20 protein-coding genes are annotated in these 18,470 nt (G+C 67.9%); 7 read left to right on the top strand and 13 right to left on the bottom strand.

Annotated features, from left to right (window positions below; all coding sequences use genetic code 11):
• Positions 1-100 precede the first annotated feature (100 nt).
• The 3 genes from NS4_RS08415 to NS4_RS08405 all read left to right on the top strand — a co-directional run bounded on the left by NS4_RS08415 (position 101) and on the right by NS4_RS08405 (position 1,766).
• Entirely contained in the window at positions 101-508 is a 408-nt protein-coding gene (locus NS4_RS08415; protein WP_063058929.1) for a GNAT family N-acetyltransferase, read from the top strand.
• A gap of 363 nt (positions 509-871) precedes the next feature.
• Positions 872-1,249: a VOC family protein gene (locus NS4_RS08410; RefSeq protein ID WP_063058928.1), complete on the top strand. Its 378-nt coding sequence runs from the start codon at positions 872-874 to the stop codon at positions 1,247-1,249.
• Between the two features lie 184 nt (positions 1,250-1,433).
• A complete protein-coding gene (locus tag NS4_RS08405; protein ID WP_063058927.1) occupies positions 1,434-1,766 on the top strand; it encodes a ClpX C4-type zinc finger protein in 333 nt (110 codons plus the stop codon).
• 62 nt (positions 1,767-1,828) lie between these two features.
• Here the strand turns inward: NS4_RS08405 and NS4_RS08400 are convergent, their stop codons facing one another.
• Positions 1,829-2,164 (bottom strand): antibiotic biosynthesis monooxygenase family protein, encoded by a 336-nt coding sequence (locus NS4_RS08400; protein ID WP_063058926.1) that lies wholly within the window; start codon positions 2,162-2,164, stop codon positions 1,829-1,831.
• Between the two features lie 495 nt (positions 2,165-2,659).
• Here NS4_RS08400 and NS4_RS08395 point away from each other — a divergent pair, with 495 nt between their 5' ends.
• Positions 2,660-3,520, top strand: a complete 861-nt coding sequence (locus NS4_RS08395) for a TIGR03619 family F420-dependent LLM class oxidoreductase (protein ID WP_063058925.1) — start codon at positions 2,660-2,662, stop codon at positions 3,518-3,520.
• A 29-nt stretch (positions 3,521-3,549) separates the two neighbouring features.
• Here NS4_RS08395 and NS4_RS08390 read toward each other — a convergent pair whose 3' ends face one another.
• The 12 genes from NS4_RS08390 to NS4_RS08335 all read right to left on the bottom strand — a co-directional run bounded on the left by NS4_RS08390 (position 3,550) and on the right by NS4_RS08335 (position 16,004).
• Positions 3,550-4,179: a hypothetical protein gene (locus NS4_RS08390; protein WP_063058924.1), complete on the bottom strand. Its 630-nt coding sequence runs from the start codon at positions 4,177-4,179 to the stop codon at positions 3,550-3,552.
• 94 nt (positions 4,180-4,273) lie between these two features.
• Positions 4,274-5,422, bottom strand: coding sequence for an acyl-CoA dehydrogenase family protein (locus NS4_RS08385; protein ID WP_063058923.1), 1,149 nt, complete (start codon positions 5,420-5,422; stop codon positions 4,274-4,276).
• Positions 5,423-5,429: 7 nt separating this feature from the next.
• A complete protein-coding gene (locus NS4_RS08380) occupies positions 5,430-6,593 on the bottom strand; it encodes a thiolase family protein (RefSeq protein WP_063058922.1) in 1,164 nt (387 codons plus the stop codon).
• Complete coding sequence (locus NS4_RS08375; protein ID WP_063058921.1) at positions 6,594-7,424, bottom strand: enoyl-CoA hydratase/isomerase family protein; 831 nt, start codon at positions 7,422-7,424, stop codon at positions 6,594-6,596.
• Entirely contained in the window at positions 7,424-8,653 is a 1,230-nt protein-coding gene (locus NS4_RS08370) for a CaiB/BaiF CoA transferase family protein (protein ID WP_063058920.1), read from the bottom strand. The genes NS4_RS08375 and NS4_RS08370 overlap by 1 nt, the downstream gene beginning before the upstream one ends.
• A complete protein-coding gene (locus tag NS4_RS08365; RefSeq protein ID WP_063058919.1) occupies positions 8,653-9,420 on the bottom strand; it encodes an SDR family NAD(P)-dependent oxidoreductase in 768 nt (255 codons plus the stop codon). Before NS4_RS08365 ends, NS4_RS08370 begins: the two co-directional genes overlap by 1 nt.
• Positions 9,420-10,586 carry an acyl-CoA dehydrogenase family protein gene (locus NS4_RS08360; RefSeq protein WP_063058918.1) on the bottom strand — a complete coding sequence of 389 codons (1,167 nt, stop codon included), beginning with the start codon at positions 10,584-10,586 and terminating at the stop codon, positions 9,420-9,422. Before NS4_RS08360 ends, NS4_RS08365 begins: the two co-directional genes overlap by 1 nt.
• A 142-nt stretch (positions 10,587-10,728) precedes the next feature.
• Positions 10,729-11,106 carry a hypothetical protein gene (locus NS4_RS08355; protein WP_063058917.1) on the bottom strand — a complete coding sequence of 126 codons (378 nt, stop codon included), beginning with the start codon at positions 11,104-11,106 and terminating at the stop codon, positions 10,729-10,731.
• Positions 11,103-11,810, bottom strand: coding sequence for an ABC transporter ATP-binding protein (locus tag NS4_RS08350; RefSeq protein WP_063058916.1), 708 nt, complete (start codon positions 11,808-11,810; stop codon positions 11,103-11,105). The genes NS4_RS08355 and NS4_RS08350 overlap by 4 nt, the downstream gene beginning before the upstream one ends.
• On the bottom strand, positions 11,807-12,520 hold the full coding sequence (locus tag NS4_RS08345) for an ABC transporter ATP-binding protein (RefSeq protein WP_063058915.1): 714 nt from the start codon (positions 12,518-12,520) through the stop codon (positions 11,807-11,809). The genes NS4_RS08350 and NS4_RS08345 overlap by 4 nt, the downstream gene beginning before the upstream one ends.
• Positions 12,498-14,624, bottom strand: a complete 2,127-nt coding sequence (locus tag NS4_RS08340) for a branched-chain amino acid ABC transporter permease (protein ID WP_063058914.1) — start codon at positions 14,622-14,624, stop codon at positions 12,498-12,500. Before NS4_RS08340 ends, NS4_RS08345 begins: the two co-directional genes overlap by 23 nt.
• Positions 14,625-14,630: 6 nt before the next feature.
• A complete protein-coding gene (locus NS4_RS08335) occupies positions 14,631-16,004 on the bottom strand; it encodes an ABC transporter substrate-binding protein (RefSeq protein WP_063058913.1) in 1,374 nt (457 codons plus the stop codon).
• A gap of 343 nt (positions 16,005-16,347) precedes the next feature.
• Between NS4_RS08335 and NS4_RS08330 the strand changes: the two genes are divergently transcribed.
• From NS4_RS08330 to NS4_RS08320, 3 genes are read left to right on the top strand one after another with little or no spacing between them, the layout of a single operon-like run.
• Positions 16,348-16,878 carry a carboxymuconolactone decarboxylase family protein gene (locus NS4_RS08330; protein ID WP_063058912.1) on the top strand — a complete coding sequence of 177 codons (531 nt, stop codon included), beginning with the start codon at positions 16,348-16,350 and terminating at the stop codon, positions 16,876-16,878.
• Positions 16,879-16,882: 4 nt separating this feature from the next.
• Positions 16,883-18,145 (top strand): aromatic ring-hydroxylating oxygenase subunit alpha, encoded by a 1,263-nt coding sequence (locus tag NS4_RS08325; RefSeq protein WP_063058911.1) that lies wholly within the window; start codon positions 16,883-16,885, stop codon positions 18,143-18,145.
• The gene (locus tag NS4_RS08320) at positions 18,135-18,470 is read left to right on the top strand and encodes a hypothetical protein (RefSeq protein WP_030521075.1); all 336 of its coding nucleotides are present in this window, start codon (positions 18,135-18,137) and stop codon (positions 18,468-18,470) included. The genes NS4_RS08325 and NS4_RS08320 overlap by 11 nt, the downstream gene beginning before the upstream one ends.

The following is an 18,470-nucleotide window of genomic DNA, read 5'->3' as shown; positions in this document are numbered from 1 at the left end:
TCCAGTCGAGTGGTGCACATCACATCATGTGGCTAATTCCCGGCCTACCAGGCCAGAAATCGAAGCGACGCCCTCGCGGATCGTCTCGTAGTTTTCGTCCATGCCCGAGTTGCTGTTTCCCGATCCTGAACTCACCGACGGAGTCGTGACCCTGCGCGCCTGGCGCCCGAGCGACCACGCGCAGAGATTCGCCGGCTTCTCCGACCCCCTGTGCCAGCGGTTCTCCTGGGGATCGAGCGAGCCTTTCACCGAACAACACCAGCTGAGCTGGTCAGCAGGAGAAGAAGCAGCAGCTCGAATGCGTGGCGAGGCGATCGGGTTCGCGATCGTCGACGCCGGCGACCTCGGCCGGGTGTGGGGTGGGGCATCGATCTACGACATCGCTGTCGCCGAAGGCCAGGCCGCGATTCTGCCGGCAATCGCCGCCATGGGTACCACCACGGCAACCGACCGCACCGGTCGAGCGCGGTCGGCACAGCGGCGGGACCACGGCTCACATTCCCCGTGAGACCGCCCGCCGCAGTCACGAAGGATCCACCGGGGTCGAGGTGGACGGCGATCACAGACGGCGTCGGCGCCCAGTAGCCGCGGCCGACGGATGGTTCGGAGAAGTCCCAGCGCGAGGCCGGGGAGAACGGGCCGCGGGATCGGTTGGCGAGGGCGGGCACCACCTCGATTGCGGACAGCATCCGACCTATCCACGGTTACGGTCGGAAGCATGACGACGAGCCCGATTCGGACGCGGGAGACCCGGTAGGGACGCGGCGCCCGGCCGAACTCCGCTACGCACGCGATATTCGTCGATTGAAGTTCTGTCCAACGGGACGGATCACGGACATCCGAAACAGTTTTCTACGATGGAGGTGCCGGGATGCTCGATCATCTCGCGGTGCAATGTGCTGATATCGCGGCCAGTGCCGCCTTCTACGATCGAATACTCGCCCCCTTGGGAGGGACCCGGGTGATCGACTTCGACGAAGTCATCGGCTACGGGAGTACGAACCCACCCCAACCCTCCTTCTGGCTGGGACCGCTGCCTGCCGGAGCCGGGTTCCGTGAATCGCATATCGCTTTCACCGCACCGAGCCGAGCGGCGGTACGCGCCTTCTTCCACGCGGCGGTGGACACCGGCGCGGAAGTTCTGCACCGGCCCCGGCTCTGGCCGGAGTACCACCCCGCGTACTACGGCGCGTTCGTGCGAGACCCCGACGGCAACAACGTCGAAGCCGTGTGCCGACGCCCTGAATAGCGTCGCGCGTTTCTCGACTCGGCTCCTGACTCCCGGTGGCGATGGGGTCGCCGGAATCCACCGGGGGAACCCCGACACAGCCGCCCGACTCGGCAAGGCAGCTCGATCCCGGTGACGGACACGCCTTGTCAGGATTCTCCTGACGAGGATACGATGTCAGGACTGCCCTGACAGAGGAGGTGTCATGAACCGCTGTTCTTTCTGCAACCGGTCCGCCGACGATGTCGAGACCCTGGTCGCCGGAGCCGGTGTCTACATCTGCAACGACTGCGTGGCGTTGAGCGCCTCGATCATCGAGAACAAGCCCGCCGGGCCGAAGCGAACTACTCCGGTCTGGGAAGGAGTCGACGACGAGGCATTGCTGGCCCATCTGCCACGGATCGAGGCGATCCGCCATCAGGTCGACGACGATCTGCGCGCGTGGGTGGCGGAGGCTCGCCGACGCGGAATGTCGTGGGAGCGGGTCGGAGACGCATTGGGCATGCGTCGGCAATCAGCGTGGGAACGCTTCGCCTGAATAGGCACTGACGCTTTCCGGTTCGGTGAGCGCGATTACGCCTCTCCGCATTATGTTGCCCGTCAATGGTATTCGGCGACTACTCGATAGAGTGCCGGGTGGGCGGTTGCGATGGCTCGCGCTTCGTCGACCGAGGCGACGACGGCGGGATTCGGACCGGCTGCCTCGCATGCTTCGGCATTGTCCCAATGCGCGATATTGACGAGTTGGAAGCGCGCGTCGGGAAGTATCGCCCGGTGCAGGCGGACGTCACGGAAGCCCGGCGCTGTGCGCATGTGCGCGGCACGGTCACGCCACTGGCGGACGAATTCGTCGATCCGCTCGGCGGGGAGTTCGATGGCATCGACGAAGGTGACGCCCTCGGTCGTCGGAGGTTCGTTTCCGGCATCGGCAGGCAACGGCTTCGCGGCCGGGTCGTGCGGGGCCGTTCGTCGTCGATCATCGTCACGGTTCGTCTCCCAGACGTCGCGGCGGCGTTCGTGCTCGAGAAATTCCTCGGCGACCGCCGCGGTCGCGTCCGTTCCCGACGCCGGCAGGCTGGCCGTCGCCCCGAAAGCCAGGGCCGGTCGGCCCCGTTTCCTCTCGTCGGTGCCCCTCGCGCACCGGGGTATCCGCGGATCCCGCGGAGGCGATGGTCGAGGCCGCGGGCGAGGCAGCCCGGGCCGGCGGACTCTGTCGGCAACACACTCGCCGATCACGTGGACAACCTACGGCCGGTCGAGTCACCGGGTCCACGGCCACGACGGCACCGCGGGATTTCCGTCCCAACAGGAAGCGGGGCAGGAATTTTGGCGGCAACCGGACAGTTCATCCGCTGAGGTCGTCGGCCAGGCGACGTCGCGGGAACCGCGCGTGGGGCGTCGGCCCACGACACGGGCATCGGAAGGAACACGATGAAGTTCGCAGTCAGTTACAGCACCGCACATTTCGGCGCGGATCCGGATCGCCTCGCCGCCTACGCGCGGCACGCCGAGGCCTGTGGGTTCGAAGGGCTGTACCTACCCGAACATCTGGTTCTGTATCCCGGAGCGACACTGCACAATTTCGAGGTACCGCCCGGTCTGCCCTTCACCGACCCGCTGGACACGCTCGCCTTCGTCGCCGCGGTCACCGACCGGCTACTGCTCGGGACCGGAGTCCTGCTGCTGCCCTACCGGCATCCGGTCGTGCTGGCCAAGCAGCTGGCGACGATCGATGTGCTGTCGAAGGGGCGGATGCGGCTGTTGTCCGTCGGGCTGGGCACACTGCCGGCCGAGGCGGCCGCCGCCGGTGTCGATTTCCGCACCCGTGGGCGACGGGCCGACGAGGCGATCGACGTGCTGCGGTTGCTGTGGTCCGGTGGCGAGGAGGGGGTGAGCTACCACGGCGAATTCTTCGACTTCGAGAACCTGGTCCAGTTCCCCAAGCCGCACGGATCCCGCACCTTGCCCGTGCACATCGGCGGTTCGAGCGCGGCCGCCGCGCGCCGGGCCGGGCTGCGCGGCGACGGGTATTTCGCGGGTGGGGCGCTGCTCCCCGACGAGCGCGCGGCGCAGTGGGAACTGGCCCGGGCGACCGCGGCGGAGGCGGGACGCGATCCCGATGCACTCGAGTACACCCGGTGGAGCGGGCTGGATATGACCGACGAGCGATTGGCGGCCTTCACCGCTCAGGGGGTGACCCGGGTCGTGGTGAGCGCTACGGCCACCGACCCGGCCGAACAACGCGACGAGCTCTCCGAATTCGCCGAACGCTTCCTCGGCGGTCGTTCCTGAATCGCGGCGCTCGACCCGGTCCGCACGGTTCAGACCGCGCGGACCAGGGCCTGGCGGCCGCGCAGATCGGCCAGCAGGACCTCACCGCTGTGGAAGACCTCGATATCCTCGCGGGCCTGTTCCGGTATCCCGGCCGCCCCGAGGGCACATCGTTTGAATGCCCGGGCGGCGGAGCTGAGGGGGTGATGGGCGGACAGGACCCGGCACGCCAGTTCGGCGGGCAGTTCGTCGCCCCAGACCGCGAGTTCGGCCAGCCCCTTGTCCAGACAGTCGATGGCGCCTCTGCGCACCCATTCGTTCGAGACGAAGATGTCCGGCGCCAGCAGCACGCTCTCCGGCCAGGTGTCGTGTACGGGCGAGGACATGGCGGTGGTGAGGTCCAGGACGGTCGCGCCGAGGATCTCGAGCGGGCGCACATCGTCGTGTTCGGTGAGTACGGCGACCACCTCCCAGCCGCCCATCATGCGGTCGAAGATGTACCCGCCCGCGTACCGCACCGCGTCCACGGTGTTGGGCGCGACGATCGCCAGCCGGTGACGCAGCGGGTGGCGGCGGGCGTGCGCGCGCATGAAGTCGACCGGACGTAGCCCCGCGCCGGCCACGGTTTCGGCGTCCAGGTGGCAATCAGCCGCACTGTGTTCATCCCGTGAACCGATCACCGGGTACTCCGTTCGATAAACCAACTGCTGAAACAGTAGGATCGAACGGCGGAATGTGATGCACGTCTCATCGAATTATTAAGTGTGCTATGCATCACAATCCGAGGTCTTTGGCAATGATAATTTTCATGACCTCGCTGGTCCCGGCGTAGATCCGCGCGACCCGGGCATCGGTGTAGAGCCGGGCGATCGGATACTCCATCATGTAGCCGTAACCGCCGAACAACTGCAGGCACCGGTCGACGACCCGGGCCTGGGTCTCGGTGGCGAACAGTTTCACCCGGGCGGCGTCGGCACCGGAGAGCTGCCCGTCCACCAGCTCCCGCACCGCGCGATCCACCATCGTCTGCCCGGCCTCGATCTCGGCGGAGATCGCGGCGAGTTCGAATTTCGTGTTCTGGAACGACGCCACCGGCGTACCGAATGCCTTGCGTTCCTTGACGTATTCGATCGTGGCGTGCAGCGCCGCCCGCGCCTGCGCCACCGACCCCACCGCCACCGTCATCCGCTCCTGGGGCAGGTTGTGGCCGAGGTAGCCGAAGGCGGCCCCTTCCTCCCCCAGCCGGTTGGCCGCCGGTACCCGCACATCGGTGAACGACAACTCCACCGTGTCCTGCACCTTGCACCCCATCTTGTCCAGCACCCGGCCGCGCTCGAAGCCGGGCATCCCGTCCTCCACCACCAGCAGGGTCAGACCCGCCCGCCGGTTGTCCGGATCGGTCGCGGTGCGGGCCACCACGATCACCAGATCGGCGAGCAGACCGCCGGTGATGAAGGTTTTCGCCCCGTTGAGCACATAGTCGTCGCCGTCGCGGACCGCGGTGGTGCGGATACCCGCGAGATCGGACCCGGTGCCCGGCTCGGTCATGGCGATCGCGGTGAGCAGGCTCCCATCGGCGAGCCCGGGGAACCACCGCTGCCGCTGCGCCGCGTCGGCGTACTCGAGGAAGTACGGCAGGATCACGTCGAGCTGGGTGCGCACGGTACCGAGCGTCACCAGCGCCCGCTGCGCCTCCTCCTGCAACACCACGTTGTACCGGTAGTCCCGGTCCCCCATCCCGCCGTACTCCTCCGGGATCGCGGTACCGAGCAGACCGAGTTCACCGAGCCGCCGGAATACCTCACGGGGCATCTGCCCCTGCTTCTCCCAGTCCGGGTATCTGGGCACCACCTCCTTCTCGATGAACTCGCGCACCAGATCCCGGAACGCTTCGTGGTCGGCGGTGAACAGATCGCGACGCATGTTCTTCCTAGGAGACGAGTTCGACGACGGTGGCATTGGCGGTGCCGCCGCCCTCGCACATGGTTTGCAGGCCGAAACGGATCCCGTGGTCCCGCATGTGATGAATCATCCTGGTCATGAGGACCGCGCCCGAACCGCCGAGTGGATGCCCGAGTGCGATGGCGCCACCCAGCGGATTGAGCCGCTCCGGGTCGGCACCGGTTTCGGCCTGCCAGGCCAGCGGGACCGGCGCGAACGCCTCGTTCACCTCGAAGACTCCGATATCGGCCACCGTGAGCCCGGTTCTGCGCAGTACTTTCTCGGTCGCCGGGATGGGACCGGTGAGCATGAGCACCGGGTCGGCCCCCGCCACCGCGCCCGCGCGGTAGCGCACGAGCGGGGTCAGGCCGAGTTCGGCGGCCTTCTCGGGAGTGGTGACCAGCAGAGCCGCGGCGCCGTCGGAGATTTGGGAGGAGTTACCCGCGTGGATCACGCCGTCGTCCTGGAACGCCGGTTTCAGATTCGCCAGCTTCTCGGCGGTGGTACCGCGGCGGATCCCCTCGTCGACGGTGACCTTTCCACCCTCGGTGGTCTCCCCGGCGGGTGCGTCGACCGCGACGATCTGCTCGTCGAACGCGCCCCGGTCCTGGGCGGCGGCCGCAAGCTCGTGCGAGCGTGCGGAGTATTCGTCGAGCACCGTCCGGCCGAAACCCCATTTCCGGGCGATGAGTTCGGCCGAGATCCCCTGGTTGAAGGAGAAATCGTCGTAGCGTGCCAGCACCGCCGGGCCGTACGGCTGCCCGGTCGCGCGGGCGGCGCCCAGCGGCACCCGGCTCATCACCTCGACCCCGCCGGCCACTACCAGATCCTGCTGACCCGACAGCACCGCCTGCGCCGCGAAATCCAAGGCCTGCTGACTCGATCCGCAGGCCCGGTTCACCGTGGTGCCGGGGATGGATTCGGGCCAGCCGGCGGCCAGTACCGCGTAGCGGCCGATATTGCTCGACTGATCGCCGACCTGGGACACGCACCCCCACATCACATCGTCGATCAGCGCCGGATCGACGCCGGTGCGTTCGGCCAGGGCCCGCAGCACCACCGCGGACAGGTCGGCGGCGTGCACACTCGAGAGGCCGCCCTTCCGTTTGCCGACCGGTGTGCGTACCGCGCCGGCGATCACTGCTTCCCGCATCTACCCGCTCTCCTTCTCGCCGCCGGCCGGGGGCAGCGACCAGGCGCCGGTGAAACGCGGGGCGCGTTTCCCGGCGAAGGCCGCGTACGCCTCCGGCGCGTCGGCGGTAGCGAAATTGACTCCCTGGGCCCGGGCCTCGCCGGCCAGAGCCTCTCGTAAGGTCGAGTCTGCACCCTCGTTCAGTAAGGCTTTGGTCTGTGCCAGCGCGACCGGCGGTCCGGCCGCGAGCCGGTCCGCGAGATCCGCGGTGAACGCGTCTATCTCGGCGTCCGCGATCACCCAGGTGACCAGTCCCAGCGCTTCGGCCCGGGCGGCGTCGACGGTCTCGGCCAGCAGAGCCAGGCGTTTGGCCTGCTGGAGCCCGACCAGTTTCGGCAGCAACCACGAACCGCCGAGATCCACCGACAGTCCGCGCCGCGCGAAGATCTGCGCGAATGTCGCCCCCGGGGTGGCGACCACCAGATCGCAGCCCAGGGCAAGATTCCACCCGGCGCCGACCGCCACTCCGGTCACCTTCGCGACGGTGGGGATCGGCAGTTCGTGCAGTTGCAGGGCCAGATCGGTGAAGATCCGCAGTTTGTCCATGGGGTGCCGGGCATCGGGTACCGAGATATCGGCCCCCGAACAGAAAGCGCCCCCGGCCCCGGTGAGCACCAGCGCACGCACCGACCGGTCGCCGCCGGTATCGCGCAGGACATCCGCCAGTTCCCGCCACATCGCCCAGGTCATGGCGTTCTTGCGGTGCGGCCGGTTCAGGGTCACCGTCCGCACTCCGGCCCGGTCGGCCACCAGTAGCTCGGGTTCGCCGGCGGGCGACTCGCTGTTCGTCATTACCGCTCCCCCGCGCCCGCAGCCCGGTATCCGGGCCCGATCACCGCGTCGGCGCGCAGCTCGTCGATCTCCGCCGCCGACCGGCCCAGTTCCCGCAGCACGGCGTCGGTGTGCTCGCCCAGTCCCGGAACCGCGCCCATCGGTGGATCGAAACCGCGGATCACGGCCGGCGGCAGCAGGGCGGGCACCGGACCGCCGGGGCTGTCCACCGCACGCCAGCGATCGCGGGCCGCGAGCTGCGGATGGTCGATCATCTCGGCCGCGGTGTTGTACCGCGCGTTGCCGATACCGGCCTCGTCGGCGGCCTTCTGCACCTCGGCCAGGGTGTGCCGGGCACACCAGTCGCCGATGGCCTCGTCCAGCGGCGCACGGTTGCGTACCCGGTCGGAATTGGACCGGAAACGGTCGTCGCCTGCGAGGTCCGGGCGGCCCAGGATCTCCCGGGCCAGCCGCTGCCACTCCCGGTCGTTGGTGGTGCCGAGCACCACGGTCTGCCCGTCCCCGGTGGCGTAGGCGCCGTAGGGCGCCACCGCGGGCGAGCTCATGCCGAGCGGCTGCTGCTCCACCCCGGAATGCCGGGTGTAGTTCAGGTGGTAACCCATCATCTCGGCCATGGTGTCGAAGAGACTGATACCGATGGACCCGCCGGCTGTACCGGTCTCGCGATACCGTCCGCACAGCTGGGCCATGATCGACAGTGCCGCATACAGTCCCGTGGTCACATCCGCCACCGCCGGGCCGGGCTTGGCCGGTTCGCCCGGGCGCCCGGTCACCGAGCACACCCCGGACTCCGCCTGGACGAGCAGATCGTAGGCGCGTTTGTGCGACAGCGGGCCGCCCGCCCCGAAACCGTCTATCTCCAGCGCGATCAGATATGGATGCCGCTCGGCCAGGTCGGCGGGGGCCAGGCCGAGCCGCGCGGTGGCGCCCGGCGCCAGATTCGACACCAGCACATCCGCGCGGGCCAGCAATTCGTGCAGCACCGCCAGACCCCGGTCGGATTTCAGGTCGAGGGTGACCGACTCCTTGCCCCGGTTGACCCAGACGAAATGTGCCGCCTGGCCCGCCACCACATCGTCGTAATGCCGGGCGAAATCACCGCCGGCCGGGTTCTCCACCTTGATCACCCGGGCGCCGAAATCGGCGAGGGTGCGGGTGCACATGGGCGCCGATACCGCCTGTTCCAACGCCACCACCAGCACTCCGGCCAACGGTCCGGCGGCGGCCATCACATGACCATGCCGCCGTCGACCGGCAACACCTGGCCGGTCACGAACGACGCGGCATCGGAGGCCAGGAAGACGAACGCGCCCGCGACCTCGTCGGGTTCGGCCCAGCGGCGCAGCGGTATCCGGTTGAGCATCTGCTCCGCGAATTTGTCGTCGGTGCGGATGGTTTCGGTCATGGGCGTCGCGGCCAGCGGCGCGAGCGCGTTCACCAGGATGTTCTTCCGGGCCAGTTCGCGGGCCAGCGATTTGGTGATGCCGATGATCCCGGCCTTGGCGGCGGAATAGTTGACCTGGCCGAGGGTTCCGGTGAGGCCCGCGGAGGAGGTCACGTTGATGATGCGGCCGGTGCCATCGGTGGGCAGGTACGGCAGGGCCGCCTGACTGCAGTTGAACGTACCCAGCACGTGCACATCGAATATCTTGCGCATGGAGTCCGGCGTGGTCTTCGGGAACATGGCCGGCGCCGTGATCCCGGCATTGTTCACCACGATAGTGACCGTCCCGCCGCCCAATTCGGCGGCCTGCCGGGCGGCGGCCACCGCGGAATCGGGGTCGGCCACATTCAGGGCGCACGCCTGCGCCGTACCGCCGTCGGCGGTGATCTTCTCGGCGACCGCCCCCGCGGCGCCGCCGTCGAGGTCGGTGACCAGCACCGCGGCCCCCTGGGCGGCCAGCGCCCGGGCCACCGCCGAGCCGATACCGCCCGCCGCCCCGGTGACCAGGGCCGTGCGGCCGGTCAGATCGAACAAACCGTTGTTCGCTGCCATCAGTAACTCCTCGGCATTCCCAATACGTGCGACCCCAGATAGTTGAGGATCATTTCCTGACTGATCGGTGCGATTCGCATGACCCGCGACTCCCGGAAATACCGGGAGATGTGGTACTCCTCCGAATAGCCCATACCACCGTGCGTCTGCATTGCCCGGTCGGCGGCCGCGAAACCCGCTTCCGCGCACAGGTATTTCGCGGTATTGGCCTCTCGGCCACATGGTTTGCCCTGGTCGTACAACCAGGTCGCCTTGCGCAGCACGAGCTCGGCCGCGTCCAGCCGGGCCAGCGAATCGGCGAGCGGGAACTGGATGCCCTGGTTCTTGCCGATCGGCCGCCCGAAGACCTCCCGCTCGTTCGCGTACCGGACCGCCCGATCCAGCGCGACCCGGCCCAGCCCGAGCGCTTCGGCGGCGATGAGCATCCGCTCGGGATTCAGGCCGTCGAGCAGATACTCGAACCCGCGGCCCTCTTCCCCCACCCGGTCCTCGACCGGTATGCGCAGATCGTCGATGAACAACTCGTTGGAGGACACCGCATTGCGGCCCATCTTCGGGATGGGCCGGATATCGATATGGGCGCGGTCGATATCGGTGAGAAACAGCGTCATGCCGTCGGTCTTCTTCTCGACATCGTCGTATTTCCCCGTGCGGGTCAGCAGCAGGATCTTCTCCGACTCCAGCGCCTTGGAGATCCAGACCTTGCGGCCGTTGACCACGTAGTGGTCGCCGTCGCGGCGGGCGAAGGTGGTGATCCGGCTGGTGTCCAGGCCCGCGCCCGGTTCGGTGACCCCGAAACAGACGTGCAGGTCACCGCGGGCGACCCGCGGCAGCGTGCGCTGCTTCAGCTCTTCGGAACCGTGCACGATCACCGGTTGCATACCGAAAATCGACATATGGATCGAGGTGGCGGCGTTCATTCCGCCGCCGGATCGCGACACCTGTTCGGCGAGGATCGAGGCCTCGGTGATCCCCAGACCGTGTCCGCCGTATTCCTCCGGGATACACAGGCCCAGCCAGCCGCCGTCGGCGATGGCGCGATAGAACTCGGTGGGGAATTCGTGTTCCCGGTCCTTCTCCATCCAGTACTGATCGTCGAATTTCCGGGCCAGTTCGGCCACGGAGTCGCGGATCAGCCGCTGATCCTCGCTCAGTTCGAAACTCATACCGTCGGACACATCAACTCCCTCTCGTCGTCGCCGGGTGCGCGGCCGCGCACCGCCGCCGCGCACCCGGCCCCACCGCGGTGGCCCGGCGCGGCCGACCGCCGCTGTCCCGGTGCGGTTCACCGCGGTAGGCCGCGGACTCTCACCGCTGTGGCACCGCGACCTCACCGGGTTCCTTCTCGGCCACCCCGGGCAGCCGCTCGGCCAGCAGGGCCAGGTCGTAGGACTGCCGGGCCATCCAGTACCGCAGCACCCCGGTCAAGGAGTAGCGCAGGAACAGCGCCGCCCCCACGATGCTCAGCGCCACCCCGGCCAGCGCGATGACGAGCGCGTCCCGCTGGACCAGCGCGTCGGAGGTGTTGTGCGACATCAGGTATGCCGGCACCGTCACCACCGGCCCGAGAATCAGCAGTGCCACGCCCGCGCGCAACCACAGCGCGCCGCGGCCGGCGGCGGGGTCGGGGATCTTCAGTTCGGCGAGCTCGGCGACGAAACGGTCGGCCCGGGTCGAGTCGGTCATGCGGAACTTCCTAGGTAGAGAGTGGCCAATTCGTTGCGGAGCCCTTGGTCGGGCGGGCCCTGATATTCGACGCGGCCGCGCACCAGGACGGCGGCGGAGTCGGCGATATCCAGTACGGCGGCGGCGAACTGTTCGACGACGAGCACCGCGACGCCCTGCCGGGCGATCTCGGCGACCTGTTCGTAGAGCCGGCCCACCACCAGCGGCGCGAGACCCATGGACAATTCGTCCAGCATCAGCACCGCCGGATCGGTGGCCAGGCCACGCGCCAGTGCCAGCATCTGCTGTTCACCGCCGGAGAGCGTGCCCGCGGTCTGTCCGGCCCGCTGGGCCAGGATCGGGAAACGGGCGAAGGCGATCTCCTCGATCTGTTCGCGGGGTCGGCCGGTGAAGGTCATCATGAGCAGGTTGTCGCGCACGGTGAGGTTCGGGAAGATGCCCCGGCCCTCGGGAATCAGGCAGACCCCCGCGCGGGCCAGATCCCGGGGGTCGACGCCGTTCACCACGCGGCCGCCGAGGCGGAGTTCCCCCTCCGCGATCGGATGCACCCCGGCCGCGACCGAGAGCGTGGTGGTCTTACCGGCGCCGTTGGGGCCGAGCAGCGCGACCACCTCGCCCGCGCGCACACTCAGATCGACACCGTGCAATACGGTGATCGCCCCGTAGGCGGCGCGGATACCGCGTAGTTCCAGCAAGGTGCTCATGCGGCCCCCAGGTATGCGGCAAGGACGTGTTCGTCGGCGCGTATCCGCTCCGGGGTCCCGTCGGCGATCACCGTGCCGAGGTCCAGGACGTACACGTGATCGCAGACGTTCATCACCAGGCCCATATCGTGTTCGACCAGCACCACGGCGGTGCCGTCGGCGGCGACCGAACGCAGCAGCCCGGCGAACCGGTCCGTTTCCGTACTGTCCTGCCCGGCGGCGGGTTCGTCGAGCAGCAGCAGTGTGGGCCGCACGGCCAGCGCCCGGCCCACTTCGACGAGCCGGGCCAGGCCGGTGGGCAGGGCGTCGGCGAGATCGCCGGCGCGGGCGCCCAGTTCGAGACGGTCGATGATCTCGTCGGTGAGCTGCGCGGCGCGCCGCCGGTGCGGGCCGAGTTCGGCGGCCACGAGCAGGTTGTCGCGGACCGAGAGCCGGCCGAACAGTTCGAGCCGCTGGAAGGTGCGTGCCATCCCGTGCCGGGCCCGGCGCGCCGGAGCCAGTCGGGTGATGTCCTTCTCACTCAGCCGGACCCGGCCCGCCGCGGGACGCCGCAATCCGCAGATCACATCGAACAGGGTGCTCTTCCCCGCTCCGTTGGGGCCGATCAGGCCGGTGACCTGCCCGGCCTCGGCGCGCAGCCCGGCACCGTCGAGGGCCCGCCGGCCGCCGAAGGTCACGGTGACATCGCTAACGTGCAGCAGTGACGGCATGGTCGAGCACCTCCTTGTCCGTGGCTCGCCACGGGCGTTTCACACCCCACCATTCGACCGGTACATCCGGTTCGCTCGCGGCGACGCGCTGCTCCCGGTTGTTCGCCCATATCCGCACCGCGAGAACACCGATCACCGAGCCCCAGAACAGGATCCAGCCGTCGACGGCACCGGCCAGCCGCAGCAGCCACAGCACCACCGGGATACCGATCATGGCGGCCAAGGCCACCCGGTTGCGGATGGCCGCCTCGAAACCCTCCCGCATCCGCGCCACGGCACCGTGGCTCACCACACCGCCACCGAAGGCGATACCGGCCAGCGCCGGGATCACATGGATCAGGTTCTCGGTGGACGGGAAGAGCACCGGGACCGCCAGCAGCGGCCCGTAGAGCGCGACACCGACGAACAGCCCGTTGCCCAGGGCGCCGAGTCCGGCGAATACGGCCACCAGGAAGATCGGCATACCGGCCACGAAATTGAACTGTTCCGGTGTCACCGACCCGATCTGCATGCCGTAGAGCGCGCCGCCCAATCCGGCCAGGCCCGCACTGAGCGCGAAGACCGCGACCTTGGCCAGCAGCAGGTTGCCGCCGAGGGTGGCGTAGGCGGCCTCGCTGTCGCGCAACGCGATCAGCCGGCGACCGAAGCGCCCGCGGCGCAGCACCGCGACACCGAGGGTGGCCAATGCCAGGCAGACCGCCGCGAAAACGGTGATCTGCGCGGTCTCGTCCAGTTTCAGCCCGAAGAGGTTCACTCCGGCCACTTCCACCGAGCCCTGGTCGAAGAACGCGATCCGCACGCCGCCGATCTCGAAGGCGGGCAGGGTGAAGATCCACCGGTCCAGGATCACCGCGAAGGCCGCGGTGCCCAGGGCGAGATACACCCCGGACAAGCGCAGCGCCGGCACCGCGACCACCGCGCCCGCGACGGCCGCGATCAGTACCGCCCCGAGCAACCCCCACCACTGCCCGTCCGGGGCCAGATGGGCGTAGGCGACCGCGCCGATACCGGCCATGCTGAGCTGGGCCAGCGAGATTTGTCCCGCGTAACCGGACAGCGGGACGAACGACAGCGCGATGACACCGAAGGCGAACATCGGACCGTAGGCGATCAGATCGCTCTCGCCGAGCGTGGTGGCGACCATCAGGCCGAGCAGCGCGATCACGCCGGCGAAGAACAGCGCACCGCCGCGCGAGGGGGTGGGTACCGGGCTGAGTTTGCGGTCGCGGCCGCGCAACCGGCCGTGCGGGAAGAGCAGCAGCGCGATCAGCAGCAACAGCGCCGGCGCGGCGAGCCGAAGTCCGGGCAGGTATTCGTTCTGCGGCAGATACCCGGTCAGGTAGCTTTCCATGAGCCCGACCACGATCGCGCCGACGAAGGTCATCGGCAGGCTGCGCAGGCGGCCGAAGATGGCCGCGGTGTAGGCGCTGACGATGAGCAGCGACAGCGTGGCGGCGTCCAGCGAGACCGTCGGAGCGATGAGAATGCCGCCCACGGCGGCCAATTCGATGCCCAGGATCCACGCGACCCGGTTGGCCCGGATCGGGTCCGCGCCGGTGAGCCCGGCCAGCGCCCGATCGTCGACGGTGGCCCGCATCTCCGCCCCGGTGCGGGTGTTGAACAGCAGCACCCGCAGACCCACCGCGACGGCGACCGCCACCAGCATGGTGAGCGCCTGATGCCAGGTGACGGTGGCCGATCCGATCCGGAGGGGTTCGGTCTCGGCGAAGAAGTTGGGCAGGGTGCGGGCCTGCATCGGATCCCAGATCCAGCGCGCGGTGGCGATGAGCCCACTCAGCAGCGCGACCGTCATCACGAGTTTCTCCGCGTCACCGAGACCCTGGACCGCCCGCAACGCCCGCTCCACCAGCAGACCGGACAGCGGCGCCAGTACCAGCAGCACGATCGCCAGGGCGATCGGGACCGGGACATCCCAGCCGGCGGTGAGCTGCCAGTACGAGAACGCCGCCATCATGCCGGCGGCGCCGTGTGCGAAGTTGAAGATGCCGGTGGTCGTATGGGTGAGCACCAGACCGCTGCCGATGACGGCGTAGACAGCGGCGGTGCTCAGCCCGACGATCCCGAAGGCGAGGAATTGATCCATGATCGATTACTCGACGTCGGCCATGGTCTTGCCGACATCGGCGAGCGTCATCGGCTCGCCGTAGTTACCGGTGTAGCGATAGGGCGGGGTGTTGCAGCGGAACAGCCCGTTGTCGGCACCGAATTCGGCGGGCTTCCAGCCGTCGGGAGTCGCTTGCATGACGTTGAAGCAGGTGGGCGGAGCGTCTTTGTTGGTGAGGTCGTTCGGACTGTGCAGCCCGCCCCCGCTCCAGGCGTTCTCTTTCTGCGCCGCCTCGATCAGGCAGGTCCGGGTCAGCTCGGCACCGCAGCTGCTCGCCGCTTTCGCGAACAGCAACCAGGCCGAGAAGGCACGGACGGCCGGCAGGGTGATCACCGCGTCCGGCGCGTACTTCTGGTACAGATCCTGCAATTGCTGCATGGCCTCGGATTCGCCGGCCAGCTGCGGCGGTACCACCCCGCCCAGATCCACCAGGTTGTTCTGGTAACTCGCCGAGCGCCCGAGCAGGTCGACGTAGTCGGGCCGGAAAGCGTTGTTGTTCGGGTCGATCCAGTCGAGCTTGTAGTCCATCGAGGTCAGCTTCTCCTCGAGTTTGGCCAGCGGCGCGTCCTCGCCGTACCAGATCAGCCCGCGGACCCCGCTGCTCTTGATGGCCTGCGCGTAGGGTGTCCAGTCGGTCACCCCGCCGACCGGGTACAGCTCGTTGTAGATGACATTCGCGCCCATCGCCTTCAGCGATTCGACGGCCTTGTCACCGAGGACCTTGGTGACCGGGGAGTCGCCGTTGATGATCCCGACCGCGCCGGCCGACTGCGGGTAGGCCTCCGTGGTCAGCCACCGCCGGAAGGCGTTGTAGGGGTCGTAGTGGGCATAGGTGCTGGGTGAGGGGATCACCTGCAGATCGGTGCCGAGATTGGGCTGCTGGGAGACCTGCGCCGGGATATCGGGCAGGGTGCACTCCAGGCGTTCCTTCACGCCCAGACCGTCGAGCCCGGCACCCCCGCCCACCAACGCGAAATCGGTCCGGCAGGCCTCCACCATCTTCTGGCGTACCGCCATCAGCTTGGCATCGCGGGTTTGGGTGGTGATTGTGCGGCCGTTGATCCCGCCCGCGGCATTGCACCACGAAGTGAACACCTTCGCCGCGTCGACGAACTCCGGGTTCTTCGAATAGCCGACATCGGAGAAGACGCCGACGGTGATCTCGGTGTCGGTGACGCCCTGGGTCGTTGCCCCGGAGGCGTCACCGTCCTGGCATACACCGGTCAGGTCCCCGAAATCGGCGACCACCGAGTCACCGGACGACGTGTTCTCGGTTTCGGTCCCGGTACGGCCTCCGCAACCGGCGGTGGCGAGCAATGCCACGGCGATCAGGCCGGCGGCTATGCGCTTCGGTCTCACGACGGTCCTTTCTGCGCCGGCCCCATCGGCCGGCCGATCGTGATCGGGCGGTACAGCATCCGCCCGCGCACCGAGTTCCGCGGCGAGACTTCCCGGTCGGCCGGGCCGCGTCCATAGCTCTCGGTGAATGAAAACTAGCTTCTCACTAATCGAGAATCAATATCCTGTTTTTCGGTTACCCAAAGGTCCGACGTCATGGCACGCGGTGTCCCGGACATCGACCGCATCCGGGGCTTCGCAGTGGCCGCGACCTGTCCGTAGGCCCTCGCGTTGACTAACGGGCCACCGCATGGAAACCTGTTATCCGAAAGCGAGAATACCATTCTCATCGAGAGGAGGCGCGATGCGTGTACCGCCGCTACCCGCCGAAGAGTGGGACGACGAAGTCGACGCCGCGCTCCGGGTGATGCTCCCCCGCCGGCTGCGCAATCCGGAATCCGCGAGCAACGCTCTATCGACGCTGGTCCGGCATCCGGCGCTCACCAAGGCGTTCCTGACCCTGAACGTCCATCTGCTGTTCCGGTCGTCGCTGCCGGCTCGCCTGCGCGAGCTCGCGATCCTGCGGGTCGCGCACCGCCGGGACTGTGTCTACGAGTGGAACCATCACCGGGAAGCCGCGCTGGCGGAGGGGATCACCGAAGCCGAGATCGACGCCGTCCGGCGGGGTGAGGCCACCGCGGCGCTCGACCAGCTGATCCTGCGCGCGGTCGACGAGCTCGACGAGAAGTCGAATCTGGCCGATGGCACCTGGGACGCGCTGTGCGCCCACCTCGACGAACAGCAGCGCATGGACCTGATCTTCACCATCGGCACCTACAACACGCTCGCCGCGGCTTTCAACACCTTCGGCGTCCGTTCCGAGTACGAGAGGTAATCCCTTGGCACACTTCAACAAACCGGCAGCGGGTAGCTGGACCGAGCATTACCCGGACCTGGGCACCGAACCGGTCGACTACAGCGATTCCATCGACCCGCAGTTCTACGAGGACGAGCGCAATGCCATCTTCAAGCGGACCTGGCTCAATGTCGGCCGGGTGGAACGGCTGCCGCGCAAGGGCAGCTATTTCACCAAGGAGCTCTCCGCCGCGGGTACCTCGCTGATCATCGTCCGCGGCAACGACGATCAGGTTCACGCCTACCACAACGTCTGCCGCCACCGCGGCAACAAACTCGTCTGGGACGATTTCCCCAACGAGGAGACCTCGGGCTTCTGCAAACAATTCACCTGCAAATACCACGCCTGGCGCTACAGCCTCGAGGGCGAGTTGACCTTCGTCCAGCAGGAGAAGGAATTTTTCGGCCTCGACCGCGCCGACTACGGCCTCAAGGATGTGCGCTGCGAGGTGTGGGAGGGGTTCATCTTCGTCAACCTCGACCACGACGCCGAACCGCTGACCACCTTCCTCGGCCCGATGATCAAGGGCCTCGAAGGCTATCCGTTCCACGAGATGACCGAGGTGTTCAGCTACCGGGCCGAGGTCGGCAGCAACTGGAAGCTGTTCATCGACGCGTTCGCCGAGTTCTATCACGCGCCGATCCTGCATATGAAGCAGGCGGTCAAGGACGAGGCCGACAAACTCGCCGGCTACGGCTACGAGGCGCTGCACTACGAATTGCAGGCTCCGCATTCCATGATCTCCTCCTGGGGCGGGATGGCGCCGCCCAAGGACCTGAACATGGTCAAACCGATCGAACGTGTGCTGCGCAGTGGTCTGTTCGGCCCGTGGGACCGGCCCGATATCGAGGGCTTGGACCCGCTGCCCGTGGGCATCAACCCCAGCGGGCACAAGGCCTGGGGCGTGGACGAATTCGAGATCTGGCCCAATTTCTCGCTGCTGTTCTGGGCGCCGGGCTGGTACCTCACCTACCACTACTGGCCGACCGCGGTGAACAAGCACGTCTTCGAGGCCAACCTGTACTTCGTGCCCGCGAAGACCGCCCGGGAACGCCTGGCCCAGGAACTGGCCGGGGTGACCTTCAAAGAATACGCGTTGCAGGACGCCAACACCCTCGAGGCCACCCAGACCATGATCGCGACCCGCACCGTCACCGACTTCCCGCTCAACGACCAGGAGATCCTGCTGCGCCACCTGCACAAGACCGCCCAGAAGAAAGTCGAGGAGTACCGCAATGGCAACTGAGTCGAAACTGCCCGCCGAATTCGCCGATCTGGCGCGGTTCGAGGACTGGATCCTGCCCACCGAACCCGAGCGCTACGCCAAACGGCTGGCCTCCACGATGCCGGAGATGCAGGAGTTCTATGACGCGGGAATGGCGCGGCTCGAGGACGCCATCGCCTACTGCGACCGGTTCGACCTCGACGATCTGCCCGATGACGCCCGCAATCTGTTCCATCTGCTGCAGTCGCTGGTGATGGCCTCGTTCCCGGTGGAGGTGTGGAAGCAGCCGCGGGTGCCCGACAGTGGCGCCGCCTACCTCGACATCGTGCGGGAGCCGGTGGTGTGA

It is taken from the genome of Nocardia sienata NBRC 100364 (assembly GCF_001613205.1).
In the GTDB taxonomy this organism is placed as follows: Bacteria; Actinomycetota; Actinomycetes; order Mycobacteriales; family Mycobacteriaceae; genus Nocardia; species Nocardia sienata.
The sequence above is the reverse complement of the archived record's forward strand: the minus strand, read 5'-3'. Positions and strand labels throughout refer to the sequence as shown.

Excerpts from the sequence above, each read along its gene's own strand:
- NS4_RS08395 (WP_063058925.1), top strand. The coding sequence starts at position 2,660 with ATGAAGTTCGCAGTCAGTTACAGCACCGCACATTTCGGCGCGGATCCG.
- NS4_RS08355 (WP_063058917.1), bottom strand. The coding sequence starts at position 11,106 with ATGACCGACTCGACCCGGGCCGACCGTTTCGTCGCCGAGCTCGCCGAA.
- NS4_RS08405 (WP_063058927.1), top strand. The coding sequence starts at position 1,434 with ATGAACCGCTGTTCTTTCTGCAACCGGTCCGCCGACGATGTCGAGACC.
- NS4_RS08320 (WP_030521075.1), top strand. The coding sequence starts at position 18,135 with ATGGCAACTGAGTCGAAACTGCCCGCCGAATTCGCCGATCTGGCGCGG.
- NS4_RS08380 (WP_063058922.1), bottom strand. The coding sequence starts at position 6,593 with ATGCGGGAAGCAGTGATCGCCGGCGCGGTACGCACACCGGTCGGCAAA.
- NS4_RS08370 (WP_063058920.1), bottom strand. The coding sequence starts at position 8,653 with ATGGCCGCCGCCGGACCGTTGGCCGGAGTGCTGGTGGTGGCGTTGGAA.
- NS4_RS08330 (WP_063058912.1), top strand. The coding sequence starts at position 16,348 with ATGCGTGTACCGCCGCTACCCGCCGAAGAGTGGGACGACGAAGTCGAC.
- NS4_RS08345 (WP_063058915.1), bottom strand. The coding sequence starts at position 12,520 with ATGCCGTCACTGCTGCACGTTAGCGATGTCACCGTGACCTTCGGCGGC.
- NS4_RS08415 (WP_063058929.1), top strand. The coding sequence starts at position 101 with ATGCCCGAGTTGCTGTTTCCCGATCCTGAACTCACCGACGGAGTCGTG.
- NS4_RS08410 (WP_063058928.1), top strand. The coding sequence starts at position 872 with ATGCTCGATCATCTCGCGGTGCAATGTGCTGATATCGCGGCCAGTGCC.
- NS4_RS08385 (WP_063058923.1), bottom strand. The coding sequence starts at position 5,422 with ATGCGTCGCGATCTGTTCACCGCCGACCACGAAGCGTTCCGGGATCTG.
- NS4_RS08350 (WP_063058916.1), bottom strand. The coding sequence starts at position 11,810 with ATGAGCACCTTGCTGGAACTACGCGGTATCCGCGCCGCCTACGGGGCG.
- NS4_RS08375 (WP_063058921.1), bottom strand. The coding sequence starts at position 7,424 with ATGACGAACAGCGAGTCGCCCGCCGGCGAACCCGAGCTACTGGTGGCC.
- NS4_RS08340 (WP_063058914.1), bottom strand. The coding sequence starts at position 14,624 with ATGGATCAATTCCTCGCCTTCGGGATCGTCGGGCTGAGCACCGCCGCT.
- NS4_RS08360 (WP_063058918.1), bottom strand. The coding sequence starts at position 10,586 with ATGAGTTTCGAACTGAGCGAGGATCAGCGGCTGATCCGCGACTCCGTG.
- NS4_RS08365 (WP_063058919.1), bottom strand. The coding sequence starts at position 9,420 with ATGGCAGCGAACAACGGTTTGTTCGATCTGACCGGCCGCACGGCCCTG.